Consider the following 24,123-nt stretch of genomic DNA (forward strand, 5'->3'; position numbering starts at 1 on the left):
TTGAGTCAACTATAGATTGGCAATTTCAGCCTCGTTTCAATAGATATAACATTAAAAAAATTATTATTGTCATAAAAATTTAATTTTATATACTTTAACTCATATGATATAATGAAACATAATTTATAAAATATTGAAGGAATAGTATGAGTACATTATTAGCCACAAGATTAAAAAGTAAACGATTGGAATTAGGGCTATCCCAAAAAGAATTAGCAGAAGGGGTATGTGAACAAGGTCAAATTAGTAGAATGGAAAAGGGCAAGTATATGCCTGGTTCGGATCTTTTATATTCATTATCAAAAAAAATGAATGTACCAATGAACTATTTTTTTGATGATAGTGTACTTGGCGAGACATCTAAGTTGGTACAATTTAAAGAGTTGGTAGAATCTTTTCTAGTAAAGCGTGAGTATGATTCATTAAAATATTTATACAGTTTAGAAATTGATAAATGGCATAGATTGTCACTATCAGATCAAAATTATCTTGAATGGATAGGAGCAATTGTTTCATTTCATTGTGATAATAAAAGAGAGGAGGCTATTATAAAATTAGAACAAATGCTTGTGCGATTAAATAAAGATGAGTTAATGTACCTTCGTATCTCTAATACCTTGCTTGATTTCTTTTTAGAAGAAAAAAATAATGATGAATTTGAAAAATGTTATCAAGCAATAATATCTAAACTTCAAAATATTGATTTTACTCATACAATAGAACTGAAAATTTATATTAAAATTAGATATAATTTTTGCCGATATCTTTGGAAAAGTTTTCAGATTGAGAAGGGAATAGAAGAAACGCTTGATGTTATTGAAAAATGTAATGAATACAGTTGTAGTTATTTATTAGCAGATTTATACTGTATATTAGCGAATATTAGCGAGGATTTTTCTAGCCAAAGTATTGTAAAGCAATATTTTACATTTTCGCAAGTATTATATAAACTCAGCGGTAATGAAAAAATGGCTTTAATACTTGAAAAGTATCTTCGTGATAATTTTAAAAAAATATAAGTTAAAAATAAGATATAATATGAGAAACACGAATAAATTTATGTCCAGTTTATGATGGAGATAATTTTATTTGTGTTTTATTTTTGAAAAAATTACATTAAAACTATGGAAACATGCCCAAATACATAAAATGATTATAGTTATAATTTTAAAAAAAATAATTATTTTTATAAAAATCTATTGCAATAGTTTATTCAAAGGGATATAATGTGTACCTAGAAAGGAGATTTAACTCTGTTAAAAACATGAAAAATGTTATCAAAATTTTGTTGTTCCTATCAGGAATATGAGAACAAGGTAATTGTTACAAATAAATTACAAATATTTCTAAAATATGTTGATTTTTACAAAACAAAGTTATATAATGACTTTGGAATTTAAAGATTCCTGAAAAAGAAAGGAAATACAATGAAAAAATCATATAAATTAGCAAGTGTAACCATGTTGTGCTCTATGCTCTTACTTGGTGCTTGTCATAAAAACGAAGTCAAAAGTGGGACAAATGGACATTCAGTAAAAACAACGAAAACAACAAAAAGTAGTAGCTCTAAAAAGACAAAAGCTTCTCAAAATAACAAAACGTCTACTAATGATAATAAAACAACTGATAAAGAGCAAGACAATTCGGTTACAAATGCTCAATCATCAGAGATTAGTAATTCAAATAGCCAAAATAGTGCAAGTAGTCAGCAATCTTCGACTCCTTCAATTGTTCAATCTCAAGGAGGAGGTACTCAAGTGACCTCTGGAACTCTTGAACTGTACCAAGACACGCCAGTTTATGCTTCACCAGATAAATCAAGCGAAGTTGCCTATACTTATCCTAAAGGAAATGTTGATTGGGATCAGTATGTTTTTGAAAACGGTGAAAATTGGTATAGTTTTGTAGTTTCTAATGGAACAGAGTCTAAGCGTTACTACATAGCCTATTCAGATGTAAAACATTAAAGATATTGTTAACCTTTTTTCTTGGACAAGAGAAATATTACAAATAAATTACAAACATTTATAAAATATGTTAATTTTTACAAAACAAAGTTGTATAATGATTTTGGAATTTAAGGATTCCTGAAAAAGAAAGGAAATACAATGAAAAATTCATATAAAGTAGCAAGTATAACTATGTTGTGCTCTTTGCTTTTACTGAGCGCTTGCCATAAAAATGAAACAAAAAGTGATTCGAATCACCATTCGACAGTAAAGACTGCACAAAGTAGTTCTAAAAAAGCAAAATCATCTAAAGCTAAGAAAAAGATGACTGCTAACGCGAGTAGTAATAAAAAAGCAGGGGACAGTACTCAATCTGCTGCTAGTGAACAGATGTCACCTGCTCAATCGTCAACTACTCAACCCTCTTCAAGTGCAACTAACGCCGATAGTAATACTTCTCCTGCAGCAGAAGCAAAGTCTACAGTTGACGTAAACGCTCTTGCTAGTGGTGATTTTTCAACAATTTCAGGAACTTGGAGTAATGACTTGGGAAAAAGTATTACCATTAATTCTAATGGTCAAGCTGCTTTTGCAGGTGAGAAAAGAGAGTATGGTCTTACTTCTGAAAAAATAGTCGCGAACACATTTTGGGGAACGATTTATCCTAAAGACGCTCAAGTAGGTGGTGCTGCTTTTATTGTGGTTCCTGCTGGTGTAGCTGATCCTGTTACGGGACAGGTTTCTAATACAGACCGGATTTTGAGTGGGCAAGATGAAAATGCCAATACACATCCTTTCTACAGAAATTAAGATGATAGAAATAAATTAGAAAGTAGGACAAGTGATGAAAAAAATGTTTGATCACAAAGAACAACGTTTTTCCATTCGTAAATATTCGTGTGGTGCAGCTTCTGTTTTGATTGGATGTGTCCTCTTTATGGGCGGTCAAACCGTGTTAGCTGATGAACAAGCCACGACTGGAACAGTACCTGAAGCAGCTCAAGTTGGCACAGCAAATAAGACTCAAAACACAACTGAATCAATTGATGTGTCTTCTCAATCAGCAGCAACTCAAAAAGAAACTGCTGTAACAACAACTGCGCCAGCTAGCTCATCAGCAGACACGGGTGTTGCTAAAACGTCTTCTGAAAATACTCAAAAGACGACAACGGCAGATAAAGCTATTTCTGTAGTTACAGAAACGACACCTTCTCAAACAACGACTGTTGATGCAGCGACACAGACAGAAGACGAAACAACAAATTCATCTGTTGATGCAACAACAGACACAGCTGATTCTTCAACAACTGCAAAAGTGGAAAAGAGTCCTGTCGAAAAAGGAGCAAGGAAAGAAGAAATTGATGTTGCGAAATTGATGGATAAAACGCAAACGGCACAACAAGCTCGTCTTGCAGAATCCAAAGTAGCGCAAAGTGTACCTTCCTTACCAAGTCAGGGCTATTACACTTATACGAAACGTACGGAAGTGAAAAATGAACCGAAAGCGAGTGCAGCATTGCAGTTTTATGTGAATGCAGGCGATCGCGTTTACTATGACCGAGTTTTGGTTGCGGATGGTTACCAATGGCTTAGCTATCGCTCTTATAGCGGTATCCGTCGTTATGCGGCTATTAATAAGTTGGTAACAGAATCAGTTCAACCTGCAAAGCCAACACCTTCTTCAACAGGAACACTCCCTTCTAGAGGAAGATATACTTTCTCTGAAACGGCAGAGGTTAAGAATGAAGCCAAATGGTCAGCTCCGACACAATTTACTTTTAATAGAGGCGATAGCGTTAACTATGATAAAGTGTTGGAAAATGATGGTTATCAATGGATTAGCTATATTTCTTATAGTGGAATGCGTCGTTATGCAGCTGTTACAAAGTTAGCTCAGCCAGCACCTCAAAGACCAGCTCAAAGTCAAGTGACAGGTACGATTCACATTGAAAACAAGACTTCCCAAGGTTTCGATGTGGTGGTAACGAATGTCAGCTCGACCAAGGGTGTGAAGACAGTGAAGTTGCCTATTTGGTCTAGTCAAGGCGGTCAAGATGATGTAATCTGGTACGATGCAGTTAAGCAAACAGATGGCACCTATAAGTTGAGTGTGGACATTCGTCGTCATAAGAATAACTACGGTGACTATAATGTGCACATGTATTACGTTCAGTCAGACGGCAGCTTGCAAGGTGTGACGGGTACCACGACTAAGGTGGAAGAACCTAAATATAGTGTGACCGGCACGATTCACATTGAAAATAAGACTTCGCAAGGTTTTGATGTGGTAGTGACAGATGTTAGTTCAACCAAAGGTGTTAAAACGGTGAAGCTGCCTGTTTGGTCCAGTCAAGGCGGTCAAGATGACATCATCTGGTACGATGCAGTTAAGCAAACAGATGGCACCTATAAGTTGAGTGTGGACATTCGTCGTCATAAGAATAACTACGGTGACTATAATGTGCACATGTATTACGTTCAGTCAGACGGCAGCTTGCAGGGTGTAACGGGTACTACGACTAAGGTGGAAGAGCCAAAATATAGTGTGACTGGCACCATTAACATTCAAAATAAGACATCTCAAGGCTTTGATGTCCTGATTACAAATGCGTCAGACAGCAATGGAATTTCTAGAGTGAAAGTTCCTATCTGGACAGATAAGGGCGGTCAAGATGATATTATTTGGTATGATGCCGCTAAGCAAAGTGATGGAAATTATAAAGTTTCTGTCAATATTGATAAGCACAAGGGTGAACGTGGCACCTATAATATTCACCTTTACTACATTGAATCAAACGGTAAAGTAAGAGGTGTTAGCGGCACTAAGACAACCGTAGCTGAGTCAAGTTCTGCGAGAGAATCCATTCCGTCTCAAGGAGTTTATACTTTTAAAAAGGAAGTTGAAGTCAAAAATAGTCCCACAATGACGGCTAAGACTGAATTTACCTTTGCAAGAGGAGAAAGAATTCGCTATGATAAGGTATTGGACGCAGATCATCATCAATGGATTAGTTATGTTAGCTACAGTGGTACACGTCGCTATATCCCAATTGCAACCTTAACAAATGAAGAAACTCCTAAGCCTGTTCAGGTGACTGGCACGATTCACATTGAAAACAAGACTTCGCAAGGTTTTGATGTGGTGGTGACGAATGTCAGCTCGACCAAGGGTGTGAAGACAGTGAAGTTGCCTATTTGGTCTAGTCAAGGCGGTCAAGATGACATCATCTGGTACGACGCTGCTAAGCAAAATGACGGCACCTATAAGTTGAGTGTGGACATTCGTCGTCATAAAAATAATCGTGGCGAGTACAACATTCACATGTACTATGTTCAGTCGGACGGTAGTTTGCAGGGTGTAACGGGTACTACGACTAAGGTGGAAGAACCCAAATACAGCGTGACTGGCACGATTCACATTGAAAACAAGACTTCCCAAGGTTTCGATGTGGTGGTGACGAATGTCAGCTCCACCAAGGGTGTGAAGACAGTAAAGCTGCCTGTTTGGTCTAGTCAAGGTGGCCAAGATGATGTGATCTGGTACGATGCGATTAAGCAAACAGATGGCACCTATAAGTTGAGTGTAGATATCCGCCGTCATAAAAATAATCGTGGTGAATATAACATACACATGTACTATGTTCAGTCGGACGGTAGTTTGCAAGGTGTGACGGGTACGACAACTAAGGTGGAAGGCCCTCAAACAGGTGCAAAAGAAGTACAATATAATGGCTCCTACTACTTTATCCAAGGTAAATATGATGAAATTGTAGTGGCAAACAAAAAGCATCCGATGGCTGCTAACTACAATCCTGGTGAAAATCCAACTGCAAAAGCTGCCTTTCTTCGATTAAGAAATGATATGATTGCTCAAGGCTATAATGTTGGTTATGCTTACAGCGGATTTAGAAGTTATGATTATCAAAAAGTTCTGTATCAAAATTATGTGAACAAAGATGGTCAAGCTGCTGCGGATCGTTACTCTGCACGTCCGGGTTATAGTGAGCACCAAACAGGTCTTGTCTTTGATTTAACGGATAAAGCGGGCAATCTTTTAGAGGATACTGCTGCAAGTAATTGGTTGAAGAACAATGCACATCGCTACGGTTTTGTAGTCCGTTACCAACCAGGGAAAGAAGCTTCGACAGGATACATGCCAGAAGCATGGCATATTCGTTACATCGGTAAGGAAGCTGATGAAGTTTACCATTCTGGTTTGAGTTTAGAGGAATATTATGGCTTTGAAGGTGGAGATTACGCTTCATCAGTAACCCCGTCAAAACCAACGACTCCGTCTCCCCAAACACCCTCTATCCCTGCTCAAGGTGTATATCGTTTTACAAAACGCTCCTCTATCAAAGCAGAAGCTAGAATGTCAGCTCCTGAATTGGCTTATTATGATGCCGGGCAATCGGTCACTTATGATAAGGTTTTGAATGCAGATGGTGCGACATGGATTTCTTACATTGCTTTTAGCGGAAAGAGACGGTATATTGCTGTTGCTTAATTCAAACTTTACAACATCTACGGTTGGGAATCCGTAGGTGTTTTTTTATATTTGAAAAGCATTGTTTATTATGTCACAAACTTAGATAAAGCATAAAAGGAAATGCTGTTGTGTATAAGCTTTTTGATATTTTCTGAGATTGTGAAAATCTGTGAGCAAATTTTTTGTAAACGAATTCAAAAAGTATTATGATATTACCGTAACTAAAAAACAGATTTTGAAATTGCAATTCCATTCTCTGAGATGGAGGATTATTATGTCTAATGTGAAAACAGTGCCTGCTGCTGTTGCTATGCTTCGTGTATTGGAAGCATGGGGTGTGGAAAATGTTTACGGTTACCCTGGTGGTTCTGTCAATTCAACTATGAATGCGCTGGATCTGGAAAAGGAAAACCTTCACTTTGTTCAAGTTCGTCACGAACAAGTTGGAGCTCTTGCAGCTGCAGCTCATGCTAAATTGACTGGAAAAATAGGCGTAACTCTTGGGGCTGCTGGTCCTGGCGCTGTCAATCTTTTCAATGGCTTGTACGATGCGCGGGAAGATCATGCTCCGGTTTTAGCTTTGGTCGGTCAAGTGCCTAGCACAAACATGAATTATGATTATTTCCAAGAGTTTTCTGAATTACCGATGTTTAGTGATGTTGCGGTTTACAACCGAGTGGTTATGACACCAGAAAGTCTCCCTTATGTTGTTGATAAAGCGATTCGTGAGGCTTATAAACATAATGGTGTAGCTGTTGTTATCATGCCAAATAACTTTGGTTATGTAGAAATTCCAGATGTAGATTATGCTTCTCATACAGCAGAAAAAAACTTACCGCTGCCCCAAGCAACGGATGCCGAAGTGGATCAATTTCTTGAACTAGTAAAAGCAGCTAAGCGTCCTATCTTTCATGTAGGTTCTGGTATCGGGAACAATGCGCAGTTATTGATAGAACTGTCTCAAAAATTGCAAATTCCGATTGCTGTAGCGGGTCTGGCTAAGGGCAAAATTCCAGATGACTTTGAAGCCAACTTAGGAACATTGAATCGTGCCGCCTCTAAGGTTGGTGATGAAGCTTTTGCGGCAGCTGATCTGGTGATTGCTCTTGGGACAAACTTCCCATTTGCCAACTTAGTTTATCGTTCTCATGATTTTAAGTTTGTTTCTATTGATATTGATGCTGCTAATTTTGGTCGTCATCACTACTTGGATTTAGGGATTTTATCAGATTCTGGAAGTTTTCTGAAAAAAGCCTTGGTACGTAGTGAAGCGGTCGCTCCGCAACCATTTTATCAAGCAAGTGTGGCAGCCATGAAAGATTGGAAAGCTTATCTGGAACGTTTAATGCAAAAAGCAGACGGACCACTAGAGTTTGAACAAGTTTATCGCGAAATCAACCGCATTTCAGATGCCAATGCTGTCTATGGTATTGATGTTGGGGACAATATTATCAATAGCTTCCGCTTCTTAAACTTTACACCAGAGAAGAAATGGACCATCTCCGCTCTTTTTGCCACCATGGGTTATGGTGTACCAGCTTCTATCGCAGGTCAATTTGCTTTCCCAAATCGCCAAGTTTTCAATATTGCTGGGGACGGTGCATTTTCAATGGTGATGCAGGATCTGACGACCCAAGTCAAATACCAGTTGCCAATTATCAATATTATCACTTCTAACAATTCACTCAACTTTATCAAGTCTGAACAGGAAGATCTGGTCATGAACTTTTCAGGCGTAGACCTCTACGAAGTAGATTTTGCGAAAGTTGCAGAAGGAATGGGAGTAGAGGGAATAACAGTTAAAACTTTAGAGGAATTGCCAGCTGCATTTGACCGCGCGCTTGAAGTTTCAAAATCTGGAAAGCCTGTTTTGATTGATGCTAAAATCACAGACAAACGTGGTATCCCTGTGGAAGAATTGGAATTGGATATTGTTGATGGTGACTTTGTAGAAAAAATTTCTGCTGGTTATCAAGAAACACATGGTCAAATGAGTCCAGAAGAATTCTTTGCGGCTTATGATGGGCAAGAGCTGCGACCTATTACAGCTTATTTCAAAGAATATGGTGTCAAGCCATAACGTGAGCCACAGCTTATCTTAATTTTTACGACTATTTATAGTAGTTAGAGCGGGAGGGCATCCCTCTCTAACTCTACTATAAATTGCAGAAGCTGTTTCACTTCATTAAATTGGTATAAATTTTATACAAATTCTTATTATTCTGATCTGTTAGATAGACTGATTGAATTTTTTGTTTCGAGAGAATGAAAGCGCTTGCTTTTAAAGGGTTCGATCTGCCTTTCTCTGCAGATATGCATTAGACAGGAGGAAACATTATGTCTTACCAAACTAGTAGTGCTGAAGGTCCAGTTGATTTCATTAACACTTATGATTTAGAGCCCATGGCTCAGAAGGTCATTCCCAAAGCTGCATTTGGCTATATCGCAAGTGGAGCCGAAGATACTTTTACTCTGCGGGAAAATATTCGTGCCTTTAACCATAAGTTAATTGTGCCTCATACGCTTCGAAATGTGGAAAATCCAAGTACAGAGATTGAATTTGACGGAGATAAACTATCGTCTCCAATTATTCTAGCTCCGGTAGCGGCTCATAAGCTGGCGAATGTACAAGGAGAAGTGGCTTCAGCAAAAGGTGTGCATGAATTTGGTTCTCTCTACACCACAAGCTCTTATTCAACGATCGATCTTCCAGAAATTTCGCAAGCTCTTCAAGGAACACCACATTGGTTCCAGTTCTACTTTAGTAAAGATGATGGCATTAACCGTCATATCATGGATCGGGTTAAAGCAGAAGGATATAAAGCAATTGTTTTGACAGCGGATGCGACTGTTGGGGGCAACCGTGAAGTGGACAAACGCAATGGCTTTGTTTTTCCAGTTGGCATGCCGATTGTAGAAGAATACCTTCCTGATGGTGCAGGCAAGACAATGGACTTCGTTTACAAATCAGCTAAGCAAAAATTATCCCCTCGTGATGTGGAATTTATCGCATCTTACTCAGACCTCCCTGTCTATGTCAAAGGTCCACAATGCCGTGAAGATGTAGAGCGCTCGCTTGATGCCGGTGCTTCTGGTATTTGGGTAACCAACCACGGTGGACGGCAAATTGACGGCGGCCCGGCAGCTTTCGATTCATTGCAAGAAGTGGCTGAAACAGTTGATAAACGTGTACCAATTGTCTTTGATTCAGGTGTCCGTCGTGGTCAGCATGTCTTTAAGGCGCTCGCTTCTGGGGCAGATTTAGTGGCTATTGGACGACCTGTGATTTATGGTCTAGCTCTTGGTGGTAGTGTGGGTGTCCACCAAGTCTTTGAGCATATCAATGATGAATTAAAAACAGTGATGCAATTATCTGGTACCCAAACGATTGAAGAAGTAAAACACTTCAAACTTCGTCATAATCCTTATAATCCAACTTTCCCAGTAGACCCACGGGATTTGAAATTGTACTAAAATGGATAAATTATCATCCAACTCTCTTTGGCGTTTCAAAGGGAGTTTTGTTATGCTAAGCGATAGAGAAATGAAGTCAGATACCCGATTTTAATAAAAATGTTCAGTTCTAAATGACAAAAGTTAGCAAAAGTCGTTAATGTACTTGGAAAATAGAATAGTATCACTATTTGACAGTATTTTATAAGAAAACTTCTTATTTGTTTGTTATAATATAAAGTGTAGAAAACGTTTTATATTATAAGGAGGAAAAAATGACAGAAAAATTGACTTTTCCAGATGGATTTTTATGGGGCGGAGCGACCGCTGCCAACCAATGTGAAGGGGCCTATAATGCTGATGGTAGAGGTCTTGCAAATGTCGATGTGGTGCCGATTGGTGCGGATCGTTTCCCGATTATTGCTGGTAAGAAAAAGATGTTTGACTTTGAGGATGGCTATTTCTATCCGGCAAAAGAGTCCATTGATATGTACCACCATTTTAAAGAAGATATTGCGCTTTTTGGCGAAATGGGCTTTAAGACTTATCGACTCTCTATCGCCTGGTCTCGGATTTTTCCAAAGGGAGATGAGCTGGAGCCCAACGAAGCAGGCTTGAAATTTTACGAAGACCTCTTTAAGGAATGCCATAAGTATGGCATCGAGCCTCTGGTGACCATCACCCACTTTGACTGTCCTATGCACTTGATTGAGGAATACGGAGGCTGGCGCAGCCGCAAAATGCTGGAATTTTACGAGCGTCTCTGCCGCACTCTTTTTACCCGCTACAAGGGGCTAGTCAAATACTGGCTGACTTTCAATGAAATCAATATGATTCTCCATGCACCGTTTATGGGAGCAGGACTTTACTTTGAAGAAGGGGAAAATGAAGAGCAGGTCAAATACCAAGCAGCTCATCATGAATTGGTAGCGTCAGCTATTGCGACCAAGTTGGCACACGAGATCGACCCTGAAAACAAGGTTGGCTGCATGCTGGCAGCTGGTCAGTATTATCCAAATACAGCCAATCCGGCAGATTACTGGGCAGCTTTGCAGGAAGATCGGGAAAGCTATTTCTTCATCGATGTCCAGTCCAGAGGAGAATATCCAAACTATGCCAAGAAGAAATGGGAGCGTTTGGGTATTGAGGTTGAAATGACAAAAGAAGACCTAGACTTGCTCAAGACCTATACGGTGGATTTTATTTCCTTCTCTTATTATTCTAGCCGTGTGGCTTCTGGTGATCCAAAGGTCAATGAAAAAACTGCCGGAAATATCTTTGCCTCGCTTAAGAATCCTTACCTAGAAGCTTCTGAGTGGGGCTGGCAGATTGACCCGCTGGGCTTGCGAATTACCCTTAACGTCATCTGGGATCGCTATCAAAAGCCGATGTTTATCGTGGAAAACGGGCTGGGAGCAGTTGATACGCCAGATGAAAATGGCTATGTCGAAGATGACTACCGTATTGACTATCTAGCAGCCCATATCAAGGCTATGCGCGATGCGATTAATGTAGACGGTGTAGAACTTTTAGGATACACCACTTGGGGCTGTATTGACCTCGTTTCCGCTGGAACCGGTGAGATGAAAAAACGCTATGGCTTCATCTATGTAGACCGTGACAACGATGGAAACGGCACACTCAAACGCTCCAAGAAAAAATCCTTTGACTGGTATAAGGAAGTCATTGCGACTAATGGGGCAAGTGTGAAATAGAGCAATTGGGGCGTGAGACAAAATTTAAAATCATTTTAATCGGCTCTCTTATTTCAAGAATTCGGTGAGAGTGGGGCAGAAATCAGTAGCTTCGTAGAAACTTGATTTCGTCATCCCACTCTCTTTTTTGCTTTCCGTTGACTTCCGTCTTTTTCCTTGTTACACTATGGATAAGAGATTTTGTTGGAATGGACGTAATATGGCCAATATTTTAATCATCGAAGATAACAACGATATTCATGACATTTTAAAAGATTTGTTTGAAACTGAGCACAGGGTTTTCTCGGCTTATTCTGGAACGGAAGGACTTCTTGTTTTTGCGCAGGAAGCAATTGATTTGGTATTGCTGGACATTATGCTGCCAGGGAAAAACGGTGATCAGGTCTTGGCAGAAATTCGCAAAAGCAGTCAGATTCCAGTGGTCATGCTGACAGCTTTGGGTGAGAAACCGCTGGTTAGTCAATATCTGCTAGATGGTGCCAATGACTATATTGTCAAACCATTCGATCTGGACGAGCTTTTTGCACGTGTGACCGTGCAGCTTCGCAACCACCTTTCACAAGAGCAATCGACGGAAATTCAAAGAATAAAAAATATCCGTCTTTCACCAGATACATTTGAAGTGGTCAATGGCGAGAAACGAGTTCGTTTAGGCAAGAAAGAGTATCAGATATTTCAAACCTTGCTTTGTCACCCTAAGAAGATTTACACAAAGGAAGAACTGTTTGAGTTGATTTGGGAAGAGGCATATTTGCCAGGAGACAATACGCTCAATACTCATCTCAGCAATCTCCGTAAGAAATTGGCACAAGTGGATGATTCGGAAGAATATATCGAAACGATTTGGGGACTGGGTGTACGGCTTAAGGAGGACTGAGAATGCTTGATTTTATACTAATTATGTTCATCGGTCTGCTTGGAATTTTGCTGTTACGTTATCATTTTGCAGTGAGAAATCTGGCGGCACAGATTCGAGAAAAACGCAAAACAAGCAGTGAAATTCGTTTGGCACCTCAAAACCACAGCCAAACGATTATTGAGTTGGCAGATGAAGTTGAAAAGCTCTTTCAAGAAGTAGAGCAGACACGTTTTATCGCTCGTCAGGAAAAGAAAACTTTGGATATGGCCATTAGCAATATTGCTCACGATATTCGCACGCCTCTGACGATAGCAAGCGGTTTTACTCAGCAGCTGATAAAGGGAAAAGAAGGAAATGAACAGCTGTTGAAAATTGCGACCAATCTGTCCGTTGTTTCCAATCGTTTAGAAGCTCTCATGGAATACCGCCGTCTTATGGAAGGTGCAGTTCGACCACAATTTCGGCAAATAGACATTTCCAAACTGGTTGCAAAGCAAATGCTTCCTTATTATGATGCCTTTCAAAAGCAAGGAATTGAACTGCAAGTGAATTTGCAGGAGAGTTTAATGATAGAGTCAGACCCAGAAATTTTGGAGCGAATTGTCCAAAATATGCTAAGTAATGTCCTCAAGCATGGAAAGGAAACTGCCCAGCTATCTTTAATCCGAAAAGATGCGGCTATTCATTTAAGTGTAAAAAACATTGTCTGTCAGCCCATTCAACATTTGGAAAAATTGACCAATCGCTTTTATTCTGAAAACCTCTCTAACACGGAAGAATCTTCTGGTTTAGGACTTTATATCACTCAACAACTAGTAGATATTCTTGGCGGTGATTTAACCATGAAAGCTAAAGGAAATTGGTTTGAATTGCTTGTCCGTTTGTGAATATTTTATACAGAAAAACAGCTAATCTTTGACTAGCTGTTTTCTTTTGTTATAAATCTTTTCTTTTAAATACCTGTATACCACTAAATGTAAAAAGAAGTGTGATGAGAAGAGCGATGGTTATGGTTTTGAATACCATATCCTGTTTAGAAACCATGTCAAAATAGAATTGCATGTTCAAGTATTTCAACCAGTCAATATCTGGATAAAAGACAGTTGGCAGACTTAGCAGGGAAACACCGATCAAATAAGTGAAAATAGCAGCTATAATAGAGTTGGTAGCATACAGTACGAAAGAAACAAGGCTAACCCAAGCTAGGGTACAAATAAATTGAACCCCTATCGTAATGAAAAAATTAGAAAGAAAATGTTTGGGTGCGGTTCCCATACCATTGATGAGCGTAGCTGGAATAAATGAGGAATAGGTTAGAATCAATTGAAGTACGATGAGAGTTGCCAGAACAAGGAATTTAGATAAATAGAATTCTGCCCGTGAAATACCACTAGTAATAGAATTTTTATATAATTTCTGGGTGAGATCAATTCCAATCAATAAAACAACAAGGATAATAGTAAAGATAATGGTATTACTAAGATTATCAGAGGTTTTAGTGATAGCCTCAAAGCCAGTCCAGCCTCCGTTGTCGCCCAGTTTTTCAAAAGCTTTTGTATCTGTATGAACTCCGATACTTCCCACAACACCGTAGAGCACACCTAATAAGAGTGTGATGATAAAAAGGATTTCTGTAATCCAAAAACCTTTTGAACGAAAAAGACGATAAAAGTCTGCTTGAATTGTGTGGAACATGATAAACCTCCCTATTCTACCAAATCTGTAAAGTATTTTTCTAAATCTTGGCGAGCATAGTAAATTTCGTTAATGGTAACATTCTCTGCCCCTAGCGTTTGAACAATCTTGTTGATTTCGTGCGAGTGAGTGAAGATGTGTATTTCATCTGTCGCATTCACGACTTTGAGACGGTAGCCTAGTTGATCGTGGAGGATTTTGCTTGCTTCAGCAAGATTATTTGTTTTCAAAACGATATAATCTTCATTATCTTCTTCAAATTCTACTTTCGTAATTTCTTTGATGAGATGACCATTTTCAATGATGCCGAATTTTGTAGCGACCAAGTATAGTTCACTTAAAATATGACTGGAAATGATGAAGGTCATATTCAATTCTTCATTGAGGCGTTGCACCAACTGGCGGAATTCTTTGATTCCGACAGGGTCAAGCCCGTTAATCGGTTCATCCAAAATCATCAAATCTGGTTTTGACAGAAGAGCAATGGCAATGCCCAAGCGCTGTTTCATTCCAAGAGAAAAATCTCGGAATTTTTTCTTGCCAGTATTGGTCAAGCCCACGTAAGAGAGAGTTTCTTGGATAACCTTATCCGCATTTGGGATATGCCGTATCTTGCAACAATAGTTTAAGTTTTCATAGGCCGTCAAGTGATTGTAAGCAGCGGGTGCTTCAATGACAGAACCAACTCGCTTGAGAGCGTGCGTCCATTCGGAGTTATTAGAAGAGCCAAAGAGAGCGACCGTACCGCTATTGGGCTGAATCAGCTGGGTAATCACTTTGATAAGCGTTGTCTTACCAGCTCCATTTTTCCCAATTAGCCCGTAAATTTCTCCTTGCTTTACGGTGAGACTGACATCATTCAAAGCGAGTTGTTGTCCAAATCTCTTGCTGATGTGTTTCACATTTACAACAGTTTCCATAACATGACCTCCATTTTTTCTATCGTAGAGTTCTCCCTCTTTTCACTATTTAGTATACAAAATGCTTGTCAAATAAGTCTCAAGCAATTCTCAAATATTTCTAAAATTTAAAAAATCTGAGAAAACCTCAGATTTCACAATTTTGTAGGATAAATCTTTCAATCATAGTGGCCATTTCTTGAGGATGGTCTGTGTTAAGTGTATGATTTCCACCTGAAAGTGTCACAAAATCTGCTTGTGGTAAAGCTGCAGCTAATTTTTTAGAGGAAGGCAGGTTAGGCCAATCTTTGCTGCCACAGATGATGAGGCTGGGAAGTTGTATTGCACTTAGTTGACTTGATAAATCTAAATTTTTCAAGTCTTTTAACAGGCCAACAAAAGATTTTTTATGAAGCCCCTCTTTTTTGAATAGGGAGTCTGGTAGGCAAGAGAAGATAAGCAGCTGGAGTTTATAGAGTAGATTGGAGCTTAGTTTATATTGAGTTCCTGATAAAACGAGTGCTTGGAGCTGAGGGAATTGTTGCCCCACCTTTAAGGCAAGAGTTCCACCGAGAGACAATCCAACTAGAACAAATGGTTCGTTAATGGCTTGAAGTTCCTGACAAAGGTGTTGTTCTAGCTGAGAGACTGTAATGATGTTGTTATTTGTGTAAAAGAGGTCTAAAGCCTCGGTGTCATATTGTGGCAGAAGTTCACGGACTTTATCCCAAGAGTGTTTATCCTGTCCAAGACCGTGTAAAAAAATGATTTTCATGAGTAACTCCTTTTTATTTTCAACAAAAGAGATGGGAACGATTGTAAGAGTAAACCTATTAAAATCTATCATAAATTGGATTACTTGATATCATTATAGCATAAAGACGGTGCTTGTGTTGCGATAGAATTAGACGATGACCTACTTTAAATGGATAAAAAGACCTTCTAAAAAATAAAATTGATTGTAGTGTTTTTTGTATCAAATTCCTACTTTGGGATAAAAAGGGTTAGATTGATAAGGAGGAAAATCAAGAAGCAAGCAAGGGTGGTGCTTTTTGGTGTTTCTAAATGTCGGTAATAGCTTCGCTTGACAGTCTCATCAAAGCCGTGTGCATACATAGCTTCTACATAGGAATCACGCCAGTTAAAAGCGATAAAAATTGCTTTGATATAAAAGATTGGCGACCAGAAATGTAAGGTTTTGCCTCGCAAAAGACTGGCTTCGCGAACAGCTTGGATTTCTTTTTGAATAACTGGAATAGCGTTTAAGACAACGAGCAGTCCGTAGGTAAAATGACTCGGGAGCCCTTTTTGATGCCAGTAGCGCAAGAGTTGATTGAGATTGACGCCATATAAAAAGGTCATTCCCAGAGCTGCTAAAGCAAAAGATCGGGTAAACAGTATTATTGCTTGACTGTTATCTCCGTGAAGTTGAATAGCCCAGTAATTTGCTAGTGCTGGTAGCAAAGGTAAGAGCAGTGTCCAGAAAATACCCCACCATTTCTTTAGGCAAATGAGGTGGGCAAGTACTCCTACGACAATAGCGCAGTTGAGCCATGTTGAGCGGATAAAGGAAATTTCTAGCGTCAGTACAATGAGAAGGAGCAAGAGTGCTAGGACATTTGTTTCTTCTTTTTTCATAGCGCTCTCCTCTCTGTCAGCCCGTGAGACGTCAGCTCTACCAAATGATCACTAATGCCGTCCAAGGGCTCCAAACGATGAGAAATGATAATAAAGCTCTGTTGTGCAGCTTTTTCCTTAATCCAATTAGCAAAAAAATCACAGGCTTTTTTATCTAAGCCAGTAAAGGGCTCATCCATGAGTATGACAGGAGTTTCCAAGGTCAAGATAGCCAATAATTGAATGATTTTTTTCTGTCCGCCGCTCAAGTGAAAAAGGCTGGAATCCATTTTGTCTGCTAAGCCAAATAAATCCAAAGCTTCTTGTACCTTTGCTTGGTTTTCGCTGGAAAGAGAGGACAGGTTTAATTCTTCTGCGGGTGTCGTCCGAATGAATTGCTTTTCAGCATTTTGGACAACGGCAGTAATATGGCGGTACAATTGTTTGCTTTTCTTGAGTTTTTGTCCCTGATAATTCATATTGCCTTTGTATTTTTGCAATTGCAAAATAGCACGAAAAAGAGTTGATTTACCGGCACCGTTAGACCCGATGAGAGTCGTAACACCTTGCTGAAAAGTAAAATCCTCAATCGTAAAAAGTATTTTTGAGTCAAATTGACAGGAAACGTGCTGTAATTGTAAGAGAGGATTTCGCTGGGTATTTTCGCGTGCCAGCTGATAGCTTGGGAGTTCCTTTTTTAAAAGAGCTACATCTCGTTCAAAAAGTTCCCCATTTTTTAATTCAACAAGGTGGTCAACGCAGTCAGCATAGAGACTGCGGTCGTGGTCGCACAGAATCACCGTTTTCCCCATTTCTGTCAAGTTTGCTAGTAAATGAATCAAGCGTTTGCGTGCTTCTTGATCGACAGAAGCAAAAGGCTCGTCCAATAGGATAATCTGTGAATCCATAGCCAACAGAACCGCCAGAGAGACTTGTTGCTTTTCTCCACCAGATAGGGTCAGAAAGTCTCGATGAAACAGGTGCTCTACTTTGCCAAGTGCAATCGCATGCTGGATTTTTTCATCAATCTGGTCAGCGGGTGTCTGGAGATTTTCCAAGGTAAAAATCAATTCTTCATAAAGAGTTGGCATGGTGAATTGACGGCTTGGATTTTGAAACATCATACTAAGATAGGTAACTCGTTCATGAATCGGTAAATGAGACAGCAATGTATGACCTAACTTTACCTCTCCAGCGAAGTCTAATTCATTGAAATTTGTTAAAATCCGAAAAAGGGTTGATTTGCCAGCACCGGTATCGCCAATCAAGAGCGTCATTTTCCCTGTTTCAAAGGCGAAGGTTAAATCTTTAAAGACATCTCTAAAATAAATGTGCTCTAATGTTAGTTTCATCTTATTTACCAGCAGCTTGGTTAATCTTGTCGTAAAGATTCATAATAGTTTTGACTAGAACAGCACAGAAAAAGAACACAGAAAGGAAGCGGACAACAAACAATGCTAAAACAAACTCAGGTTTGAAAGCATAGTAACCAATTTTGAAATATTCATAGGCAAAGCTCAAAAGGGTCGTACCAATTGCGCTGTAAGTAAGTGACAACCAATCATAGCGTTTGTATCTGGTCGCAGCAAACCCAAGCTCGCTACCAAATCCTTGTATGAAGCCAGAAATCAAGGTGCTCATGCCAAATTGGCTACCATATAGTACCTCTGCGAGGGCTGCAAGCACTTCTCCAATCGTGGCGCTACCAGTTTTGCGAATGAGTATAGCTGACATAGGAGCTGCCATGCACCAAAGTCCGAACAAGACTTCATTGGCGAAAGGCTCCAAACCTGCTGGCGCTAAAATAGCTGTCAAAATATTGTAAAGAAAACCTGAACCGACAAAAATCCCACCGAAAAGAATAGCTAAAAGAGCTAAGAGGATAACATCTCGTAAACTCCATTTTTCAAACATAAAAAAACTCCTTCTAACAAAGCAGATGAGGAGTTTTAGCGCGACAAAATAAAATCTGATCACATAAATGATTAGAACGGTTTGGTCTTTCTTATACATTTCCCTGCGGCAGCATTAACTGCATCAGGTTCCATGGGTATAATCTCAGCCTCAGCACCCCAAATGTTCTTTGCTTTTTATTATGTTGCTATTCTAACATCTATTTTTTAAAATAGCAAGCAAAGGATTTCCAAAAATTTTATGTATGCAGCTGCTATAGTCTTAAACTATATCAAATCATAAAATGTTAAATAACACGCGATGTAATCAACGTTTAATATATATTTGAAATCTAGATATAGTTTTTAACTATAACAAATTCCTGGAAATTCCAATTATACAGGGGACTTAATTTCTGTTAAGATAGTGTCAACAAGAAATTTTGGAGGATGACTATGTCAACAACGATTATCGGCTTCCCGCGTTTGGGAGAATTCCGCGAATTAAAATTCACCACTGAAAAATACTTTAGGAATGAAATTTCAGCTCAAGAGCTCCTGGCTGCTGCCAAGGACCTGCGCGCCAAGCACTGGAATATCGTCAAAGAGCACGGGATTACCGAAGTGCCGTCCAACGACTTTTCTCACTATGATAATGTTTTGGATGCCGCCTTCCTCTTTAACGTAGTGCCGTCCTCTGTTCAGGGCCTGGATCTGTCTGATTTGGAGCGTTACTTTGCCCTGACCCGCGGCTACCAAGGAGAAAAAGGGGACGTCCGTGCCCTGCCCATGAAAAAGTGGTTCAACACCAACTACCATTACATCGTTCCAAAATTTGAAAAAGACACTGAGGTCAAACTGGTCGGTCACAAGATTTTTAACGAATACCAGGAAGCCAAGGAGCTGGGCCTGGATACCCGTCCGGTCCTGGTAGGTCCCTTCACCCTCCTGCAGCTGTCCGACTTTGAAGAAGGGGTAGAGGCTGCCCAGTTTGTGGATGCCCTGGCCAAGGCTTATCAGGAAGTCTTGGCCACATTGGCCGACCTGGGAGCTGAGCGTATCCAGCTGGATGAGCCAAGCCTGGTCAAGAACCTGTCCGCCGAAGAGAAGGCCCTCTTCCTGGATCTTTACAAGAAGCTCCTGGCGGACAAGAAGGGACTGGAAGTCCTGATCCAAACCTACTTTGGCGATGTTCGGGATATCTACTCCGATTTGATTGAACTGCCGGTAGACGCTATCGGTCTGGACTTTGTCGAAGGCAAGAAAACCCTGGAGCTGGTCAAGTCTGGCTTTCCGGCCGACAAGACCCTCTATGCCGGGATTGTCAACGGTAAGAATATCTGGCGCAACAATTATGAAAAGAGCCTGGCTGTTCTGGAGCAGGTTCCGGTTGAAAAGCTTGTGCTGACCAGCTCCTGCTCCCTGCTGCATGTACCTTTCACCACAACCAATGAAGACTTTGAAGAAGCCATCCTCAAGCACTTTGCCTTTGCGGTGGAAAAGCTGGATGAGATCCGGGACCTGGATGCCATCCGCAATGGTGGCGGAGCAGAAGTCTTGGTTGCCAACAAGGAACTCTTTGCGACAGAGCGTGTCGGTAAAAATGCTGAATTGGCAACTCGTATCGCTGGATTGACCGATGCCGACTACACTCGCCTGCCGGCCTTCGCAGAACGCGAAGCCATCCAGGAGGAAGCCTTCAAACTGCCGGTCCTGCCGACGACAACCATCGGTTCCTTCCCTCAGACCAAGGAAGTTCGGGCCAAGCGCCTGGCCTTCCGCAAGGGTGAGCTTTCTCAGGAAGACTATGATAAGTTCCTGGCTGAGCAGATCGACGAATGGATCAAGTGGCAGGAAAAAGTCGGTTTTGATGTTCTGGTTCACGGGGAATTCGAGCGCAATGACATGGTAGAATACTTCGGTCAAAATCTGTCCGGCTATCTCTTCTCCAAGAACGGCTGGGTGCAGTCCTACGGTATGCGTGGGGTGAAACCGCCGATTATCTGGGGAGATGTAACCCGCCTCAACCCGATTACTGTTAAATGGTCCAGCTATGCCCAAAGCCAAACGGACAAGCCGGTCAAGGGAATGTTGACAGGACCTGTAACCATCCTCAACTGGTCCTTCCCACGCGAAGACATCTCTATCAAGGACTCTACCCTGCAAATCGCCCTGGCCATCAAGGATGAGGTCCTGGACCTGGAAGCAGCTGGTATCAAGATCATCCAGATCGACGAAGCTGCCCTGCGTGAAAAGCTACCGCTCCGCCGCAGTGACTGGTATGAGGACTATCTGGACTGGGCTATTCCAGCCTTCCGTCTAGTTCACTCTACAGTAGCACCGGATACCCAGATCCACACCCACATGTGCTACTCTGAGTTTACAGACATCATCCCAGCTATTGATAACATGGATGCCGATGTCATCTCCTTTGAAGCCAGTCGTTCAAACCTTGAAATCTTGGACGAGCTCAAGGCCCAAAACTTCCAAACAGAAGTGGGACCAGGGGTCTATGACATCCACTCACCGCGCGTGCCAAATGAAGGGGAAATCGACCACACCATCGAAGCCATCCTAGCCAAGGTGCCAAGCCGCAAGGTATGGATCAATCCTGACTGCGGACTCAAGACTCGTGGTATCACTGAAACCAAAGCCAGCCTGGTCCGCCTGGTAGAAGCAGCTAAGGCAGCGCGTGAAAATCTATAAAATGAAAAATCAGATGGAAGAGAGTGAAAATTCACTCTTTCTATCTTAGTAAAGGAATTGTAAAATCATGACTAGCCACAGTCCGTCTCTCTCATTTGAAGTATTTCCTCCAAATCCAACAGTAGGCAATGAAACAATCATCCCAGCATTGAAAGAGATGCAGGATTTGGCACCACATTTCATCAGTGTTACTGCGAGTAATCGTAAATTTAATATTGAAGAGACAACGGTTCGTTTGGCTGATTTTATTTACAATGATCTGCAGATTCCAACGATTGCGCATTTACCGGCGGTGTATTTGACCAAGGAGATGGTATCAGATACGCTAGAAGCTCTTGATAGAGTAGGTGTGCATAAGGTATTGGCGCTTCGAGGAGATATTGTTCCAAATATGGAGCCAAAGAAAGATTTTACCTATGCGACGGATTTGATTGAGTATATTAAGGAACAGGCACCGCATTTTGAAATTATTAGTGCTTGCTATCCAGAAGGGCATCCGGATTCACTAGACCGAGTTTCAGATATCAAGAATCTCAAAAAGAAAGTAGATGCAGGCTGTTCGAGTTTGGTCACTCAACTTTTCTTTGATAATGAGCGTTTTTATGATTTTCAAGAAAGATGTACTCTGGCTGGGATTGAAATTCCCATTCATGCAGGGATTATGCCGATTCTAAATCGTAATCAAGCCCTGCGTTTGCTTAAAACCTGCGAAAATATTCATTTGCCGAGAAAATTTAAAACGATTTTGGATAAATATGAATATAATCCAGAGTCTCTTAGAGCAGCAGGATTAGCCTATGCGATTGACCAAATTGTTGACTTAGTCACTCAAGATGTGGCGGGTGTTCATCTATATACAATGAACAATTCCAATACTGCTCATCAAATTTATCAGGCGACACATACATTTTTTAATAAGTAATAGTTGCAAAAATATTTTGCATATCTATTTATAAATGTAAGGGTCAATTCTAAAAATTAAAAAATACAATAATAAATGAATGCAATAAAACTAAAAACCGGCAAGCAGTTCAGCTAAACTGCTTGCCGGTTTTTAAGTACTAAGATGAATTTATCTTAAATTTTGGGGATTTTATAAGAATAGTAAGGAGGTAGTCAAAGAATTCAATATATTTAAATATCAGAATTGAATGAAACAAAGCATATCTAAAAAAACTTAGTTTGTATCAAATAGTTTATTGCTTGAAATATTTAAGAATGATTATTGTATGTATTAATTAAATAAGGAATTAGATGATACCAAATTTATAATAAATTCATCATAATTATTACTTTTGATTATTCTTGCAAAGCTCACAGGTTCTATTAAAATATTTGTTAGTGGCTCAAAAATCTCGTTAAATAATGTACGTTGGTTTGGGCTAAAACAAAGCATTAGTACCAGTTGGACATTTTGGCTATCCCATTCTATCCCTTTGGGATTTATCAAAATAGAAATACCTGTTTTTAAGGCTTCCATTGATAGTGAGTGAGGAATAGCAAATTGATTAAAAGCAGTAGATGATAATTTTTCCCTTTCCATAATTTTGTGCATAAAATCATTATTAACATAACCATTTTGTTGTAAAGTTTCAACCATATAATTAATGGCATCATACCTATTGTTGATTTTCATATTTATTTTAAATAACTCAGGTGTAATTAGCTCTCTAAGTTTCTCTTCGAATTCGCCTTTTTGTTTGGATTTAATAATTGAATCTAAACTCCTATTAATTTTATCTTTATCATGTTGGTTGAAAAAAAGTGTAGTTGTTTGGGTAGGACAATTTATTTTTTTGTTGATTGGCACAGTTGTTATTATTAAATCCACATCTAGTGGATTTGGAATGCTTTCTTCTTCATTAACAATGTCTTTAATTAGGAGTCTTTTTCCAAAGAACTCGGATAGTTTTGTAGCTAAGGTTTTTGCAGTTTGATAATAATTTGGACAGTAAAGGATCGCTGTCAAAGTAGTTACTAACTGTTTTTGAGTTTCTATTAGACTGCCTAAATGAAAAGCTATATATGCTATTTCATCATCATTAATAGTTAATTTAGTTTGTTCTTGAATGATGGATGCTATAGTTACAGATATATCATAAATTAAAGGAGCTTGAATTTTAATGCTTTCAACTAAAGGATTTTTACTTAGATAATTGTTGCTGGCTCTGATTAATAGATTTTTTATATGGAGCGAGAATCGTAATATAAACTCACTGTTTTCTTCAATTTTAATAAAATATATTTGATTAAGTTTCTTTAAAATTAATGCTACCAATGTACTTACCTCTGTACCGATATAGTTCTGGACTTTAACTAAATTAGTAGTATCATAATTTATTTGGTTTGCTCTAGATATAAGTAAAATCACTAATTCTGTTATTTCAAATTCAGAAAATGTAATACTAAATCGTTCTTCAATTTTTTCAGATAATAATTTGCATATTTTATATGTTGATTCTGAGACCGAAGGAATTTCTCCGTGGTAATTAGTAAAGTTGTTATGTTTTATTCTATCAACCATGATTGTTACATGGAGAATGAAGTTTATGAGAGAATAATCATTAATAAAATATTGGTTTTCCTCTAATATTGATATTATGATAGTTTTAAGATAATTTACATCAATGTTAGGAAATAGTGACTGGATTGTAGCATAGTTCATGAAGTCAATGTTTGATTGATTATAAAGAAGACTACTAATTAATTTTCTTTTGTTCTTTTCTGTGCCAATTATATAAATATGATTATTTTTCACTTGCATATCTAAATCAAATTTAGATAATTGATGCTTTATTTTTTTTAATTCAATTTGGAGGGTTGAATAGCTGATAAACATTTCTTCTGAT

General features: G+C 39.2%; 18 protein-coding genes and 1 riboswitch. Of the genes, 11 read left to right on the forward strand and 7 right to left on the reverse strand.

All coding sequences use genetic code 11. The features are described 5' to 3' along the window. Positions 1 to 146: 146 nt before the first annotated feature. The 9 genes from IYQ91_RS05435 to IYQ91_RS05475 all read left to right on the forward strand — a co-directional run bounded on the left by IYQ91_RS05435 (position 147) and on the right by IYQ91_RS05475 (position 13,352). The gene (locus tag IYQ91_RS05435) at positions 147 to 1,019 is read left to right on the forward strand and encodes a helix-turn-helix domain-containing protein (protein WP_195673297.1); all 873 of its coding nucleotides are present in this window, start codon (positions 147 to 149) and stop codon (positions 1,017 to 1,019) included. A 408-nt stretch (positions 1,020 to 1,427) separates the two neighbouring features. Further along, positions 1,428 to 1,967 carry an SH3 domain-containing protein gene (locus IYQ91_RS05440; RefSeq protein WP_195673298.1) on the forward strand — a complete coding sequence of 180 codons (540 nt, stop codon included), beginning with the start codon at positions 1,428 to 1,430 and terminating at the stop codon, positions 1,965 to 1,967. 141 nt (positions 1,968 to 2,108) lie between these two features. Further along, on the forward strand, positions 2,109 to 2,759 hold the full coding sequence (locus IYQ91_RS05445; protein ID WP_195673299.1) for a DUF6287 domain-containing protein: 651 nt from the start codon (positions 2,109 to 2,111) through the stop codon (positions 2,757 to 2,759). A gap of 34 nt (positions 2,760 to 2,793) precedes the next feature. Continuing rightward, complete coding sequence (gene ldcB / locus IYQ91_RS05450; RefSeq protein WP_195673300.1) at positions 2,794 to 6,456, forward strand: LD-carboxypeptidase LdcB/DacB; 3,663 nt, start codon at positions 2,794 to 2,796, stop codon at positions 6,454 to 6,456. Positions 6,457 to 6,712: 256 nt separating this feature from the next. Further along, positions 6,713 to 8,518, forward strand: a complete 1,806-nt coding sequence (gene spxB / locus IYQ91_RS05455) for a pyruvate oxidase (protein ID WP_195673301.1) — start codon at positions 6,713 to 6,715, stop codon at positions 8,516 to 8,518. A gap of 257 nt (positions 8,519 to 8,775) precedes the next feature. Next, positions 8,776 to 9,912, forward strand: a complete 1,137-nt coding sequence (lctO, locus tag IYQ91_RS05460) for an L-lactate oxidase (protein ID WP_195673302.1) — start codon at positions 8,776 to 8,778, stop codon at positions 9,910 to 9,912. A 254-nt stretch (positions 9,913 to 10,166) separates the two neighbouring features. Beyond that, complete coding sequence (locus tag IYQ91_RS05465; RefSeq protein ID WP_195673303.1) at positions 10,167 to 11,606, forward strand: 6-phospho-beta-glucosidase; 1,440 nt, start codon at positions 10,167 to 10,169, stop codon at positions 11,604 to 11,606. Between the two features lie 199 nt (positions 11,607 to 11,805). Continuing rightward, entirely contained in the window at positions 11,806 to 12,483 is a 678-nt protein-coding gene (locus IYQ91_RS05470; RefSeq protein WP_195673304.1) for a response regulator transcription factor, read from the forward strand. Between the two features lie 2 nt (positions 12,484 to 12,485). Continuing rightward, complete coding sequence (locus tag IYQ91_RS05475; RefSeq protein ID WP_195673305.1) at positions 12,486 to 13,352, forward strand: sensor histidine kinase; 867 nt, start codon at positions 12,486 to 12,488, stop codon at positions 13,350 to 13,352. Between the two features lie 49 nt (positions 13,353 to 13,401). Here IYQ91_RS05475 and IYQ91_RS05480 read toward each other — a convergent pair whose 3' ends face one another. From IYQ91_RS05480 to IYQ91_RS05505, 6 genes are all read right to left on the reverse strand, one after another. Next, positions 13,402 to 14,160, reverse strand: coding sequence for an ABC transporter permease (locus IYQ91_RS05480; protein WP_195673306.1), 759 nt, complete (start codon positions 14,158 to 14,160; stop codon positions 13,402 to 13,404). An 11-nt stretch (positions 14,161 to 14,171) separates the two neighbouring features. After that, entirely contained in the window at positions 14,172 to 15,080 is a 909-nt protein-coding gene (locus tag IYQ91_RS05485) for an ATP-binding cassette domain-containing protein (protein ID WP_126467707.1), read from the reverse strand. A gap of 127 nt (positions 15,081 to 15,207) precedes the next feature. Continuing rightward, positions 15,208 to 15,834, reverse strand: coding sequence for an alpha/beta fold hydrolase (locus IYQ91_RS05490; RefSeq protein ID WP_022525329.1), 627 nt, complete (start codon positions 15,832 to 15,834; stop codon positions 15,208 to 15,210). A 209-nt stretch (positions 15,835 to 16,043) separates the two neighbouring features. Then, positions 16,044 to 16,697: an energy-coupling factor transporter transmembrane component T gene (locus tag IYQ91_RS05495; RefSeq protein ID WP_117644755.1), complete on the reverse strand. Its 654-nt coding sequence runs from the start codon at positions 16,695 to 16,697 to the stop codon at positions 16,044 to 16,046. Further along, positions 16,694 to 18,028: an ATP-binding cassette domain-containing protein gene (locus IYQ91_RS05500; protein ID WP_126467705.1), complete on the reverse strand. Its 1,335-nt coding sequence runs from the start codon at positions 18,026 to 18,028 to the stop codon at positions 16,694 to 16,696. Before IYQ91_RS05500 ends, IYQ91_RS05495 begins: the two co-directional genes overlap by 4 nt. Before the next feature lies 1 nt (position 18,029). After that, positions 18,030 to 18,590, reverse strand: a complete 561-nt coding sequence (locus IYQ91_RS05505) for an ECF transporter S component (RefSeq protein ID WP_195673307.1) — start codon at positions 18,588 to 18,590, stop codon at positions 18,030 to 18,032. A gap of 83 nt (positions 18,591 to 18,673) precedes the next feature. Further along, positions 18,674 to 18,761: riboswitch (TPP riboswitch) on the reverse strand. Between the two features lie 263 nt (positions 18,762 to 19,024). On the opposite strand from IYQ91_RS05505, the gene metE reads away from it, so the two are divergent. Beyond that, positions 19,025 to 21,274, forward strand: coding sequence for a 5-methyltetrahydropteroyltriglutamate--homocysteine S-methyltransferase (gene metE / locus IYQ91_RS05510; protein ID WP_195673308.1), 2,250 nt, complete (start codon positions 19,025 to 19,027; stop codon positions 21,272 to 21,274). Between the two features lie 67 nt (positions 21,275 to 21,341). Then, positions 21,342 to 22,196, forward strand: coding sequence for a methylenetetrahydrofolate reductase [NAD(P)H] (gene metF, locus IYQ91_RS05515; RefSeq protein WP_229311689.1), 855 nt, complete (start codon positions 21,342 to 21,344; stop codon positions 22,194 to 22,196). A 312-nt stretch (positions 22,197 to 22,508) separates the two neighbouring features. On the opposite strand, the gene IYQ91_RS05520 is transcribed toward metF, so the two are convergent. Then, positions 22,509 to 24,113, reverse strand: a complete 1,605-nt coding sequence (locus IYQ91_RS05520) for a BglG family transcription antiterminator (RefSeq protein WP_195673309.1) — start codon at positions 24,111 to 24,113, stop codon at positions 22,509 to 22,511. Positions 24,114 to 24,123: the final 10 nt, after the last annotated feature.

The sequence above is a fragment of the Streptococcus sp. HF-2466 genome, assembly GCF_015594645.1.
In the GTDB taxonomy this organism is placed as follows: Bacteria; Bacillota; Bacilli; order Lactobacillales; family Streptococcaceae; genus Streptococcus; species Streptococcus anginosus.

Bases quoted from the DNA above. Each gene is read 5' to 3' on its own strand.
- IYQ91_RS05435 (WP_195673297.1), top strand. From the start codon at position 147: ATGAGTACATTATTAGCCACAAGATTAAAAAGTAAACGATTGGAATTA.
- IYQ91_RS05440 (WP_195673298.1), top strand. From the start codon at position 1,428: ATGAAAAAATCATATAAATTAGCAAGTGTAACCATGTTGTGCTCTATG.
- IYQ91_RS05445 (WP_195673299.1), top strand. From the start codon at position 2,109: ATGAAAAATTCATATAAAGTAGCAAGTATAACTATGTTGTGCTCTTTG.
- ldcB (WP_195673300.1), top strand. From the start codon at position 2,794: ATGAAAAAAATGTTTGATCACAAAGAACAACGTTTTTCCATTCGTAAA.
- spxB (WP_195673301.1), top strand. From the start codon at position 6,713: ATGTCTAATGTGAAAACAGTGCCTGCTGCTGTTGCTATGCTTCGTGTA.
- lctO (WP_195673302.1), top strand. From the start codon at position 8,776: ATGTCTTACCAAACTAGTAGTGCTGAAGGTCCAGTTGATTTCATTAAC.
- IYQ91_RS05465 (WP_195673303.1), top strand. From the start codon at position 10,167: ATGACAGAAAAATTGACTTTTCCAGATGGATTTTTATGGGGCGGAGCG.
- IYQ91_RS05470 (WP_195673304.1), top strand. From the start codon at position 11,806: ATGGCCAATATTTTAATCATCGAAGATAACAACGATATTCATGACATT.
- IYQ91_RS05475 (WP_195673305.1), top strand. From the start codon at position 12,486: ATGCTTGATTTTATACTAATTATGTTCATCGGTCTGCTTGGAATTTTG.
- IYQ91_RS05480 (WP_195673306.1), bottom strand. From the start codon at position 14,160: ATGTTCCACACAATTCAAGCAGACTTTTATCGTCTTTTTCGTTCAAAA.
- IYQ91_RS05485 (WP_126467707.1), bottom strand. From the start codon at position 15,080: ATGGAAACTGTTGTAAATGTGAAACACATCAGCAAGAGATTTGGACAA.
- IYQ91_RS05490 (WP_022525329.1), bottom strand. From the start codon at position 15,834: ATGAAAATCATTTTTTTACACGGTCTTGGACAGGATAAACACTCTTGG.
- IYQ91_RS05495 (WP_117644755.1), bottom strand. From the start codon at position 16,697: ATGAAAAAAGAAGAAACAAATGTCCTAGCACTCTTGCTCCTTCTCATT.
- IYQ91_RS05500 (WP_126467705.1), bottom strand. From the start codon at position 18,028: ATGAAACTAACATTAGAGCACATTTATTTTAGAGATGTCTTTAAAGAT.
- IYQ91_RS05505 (WP_195673307.1), bottom strand. From the start codon at position 18,590: ATGTTTGAAAAATGGAGTTTACGAGATGTTATCCTCTTAGCTCTTTTA.
- metE (WP_195673308.1), top strand. From the start codon at position 19,025: ATGTCAACAACGATTATCGGCTTCCCGCGTTTGGGAGAATTCCGCGAA.
- metF (WP_229311689.1), top strand. From the start codon at position 21,342: ATGACTAGCCACAGTCCGTCTCTCTCATTTGAAGTATTTCCTCCAAAT.
- IYQ91_RS05520 (WP_195673309.1), bottom strand. From the start codon at position 24,113: ATGTTTATCAGCTATTCAACCCTCCAAATTGAATTAAAAAAAATAAAG.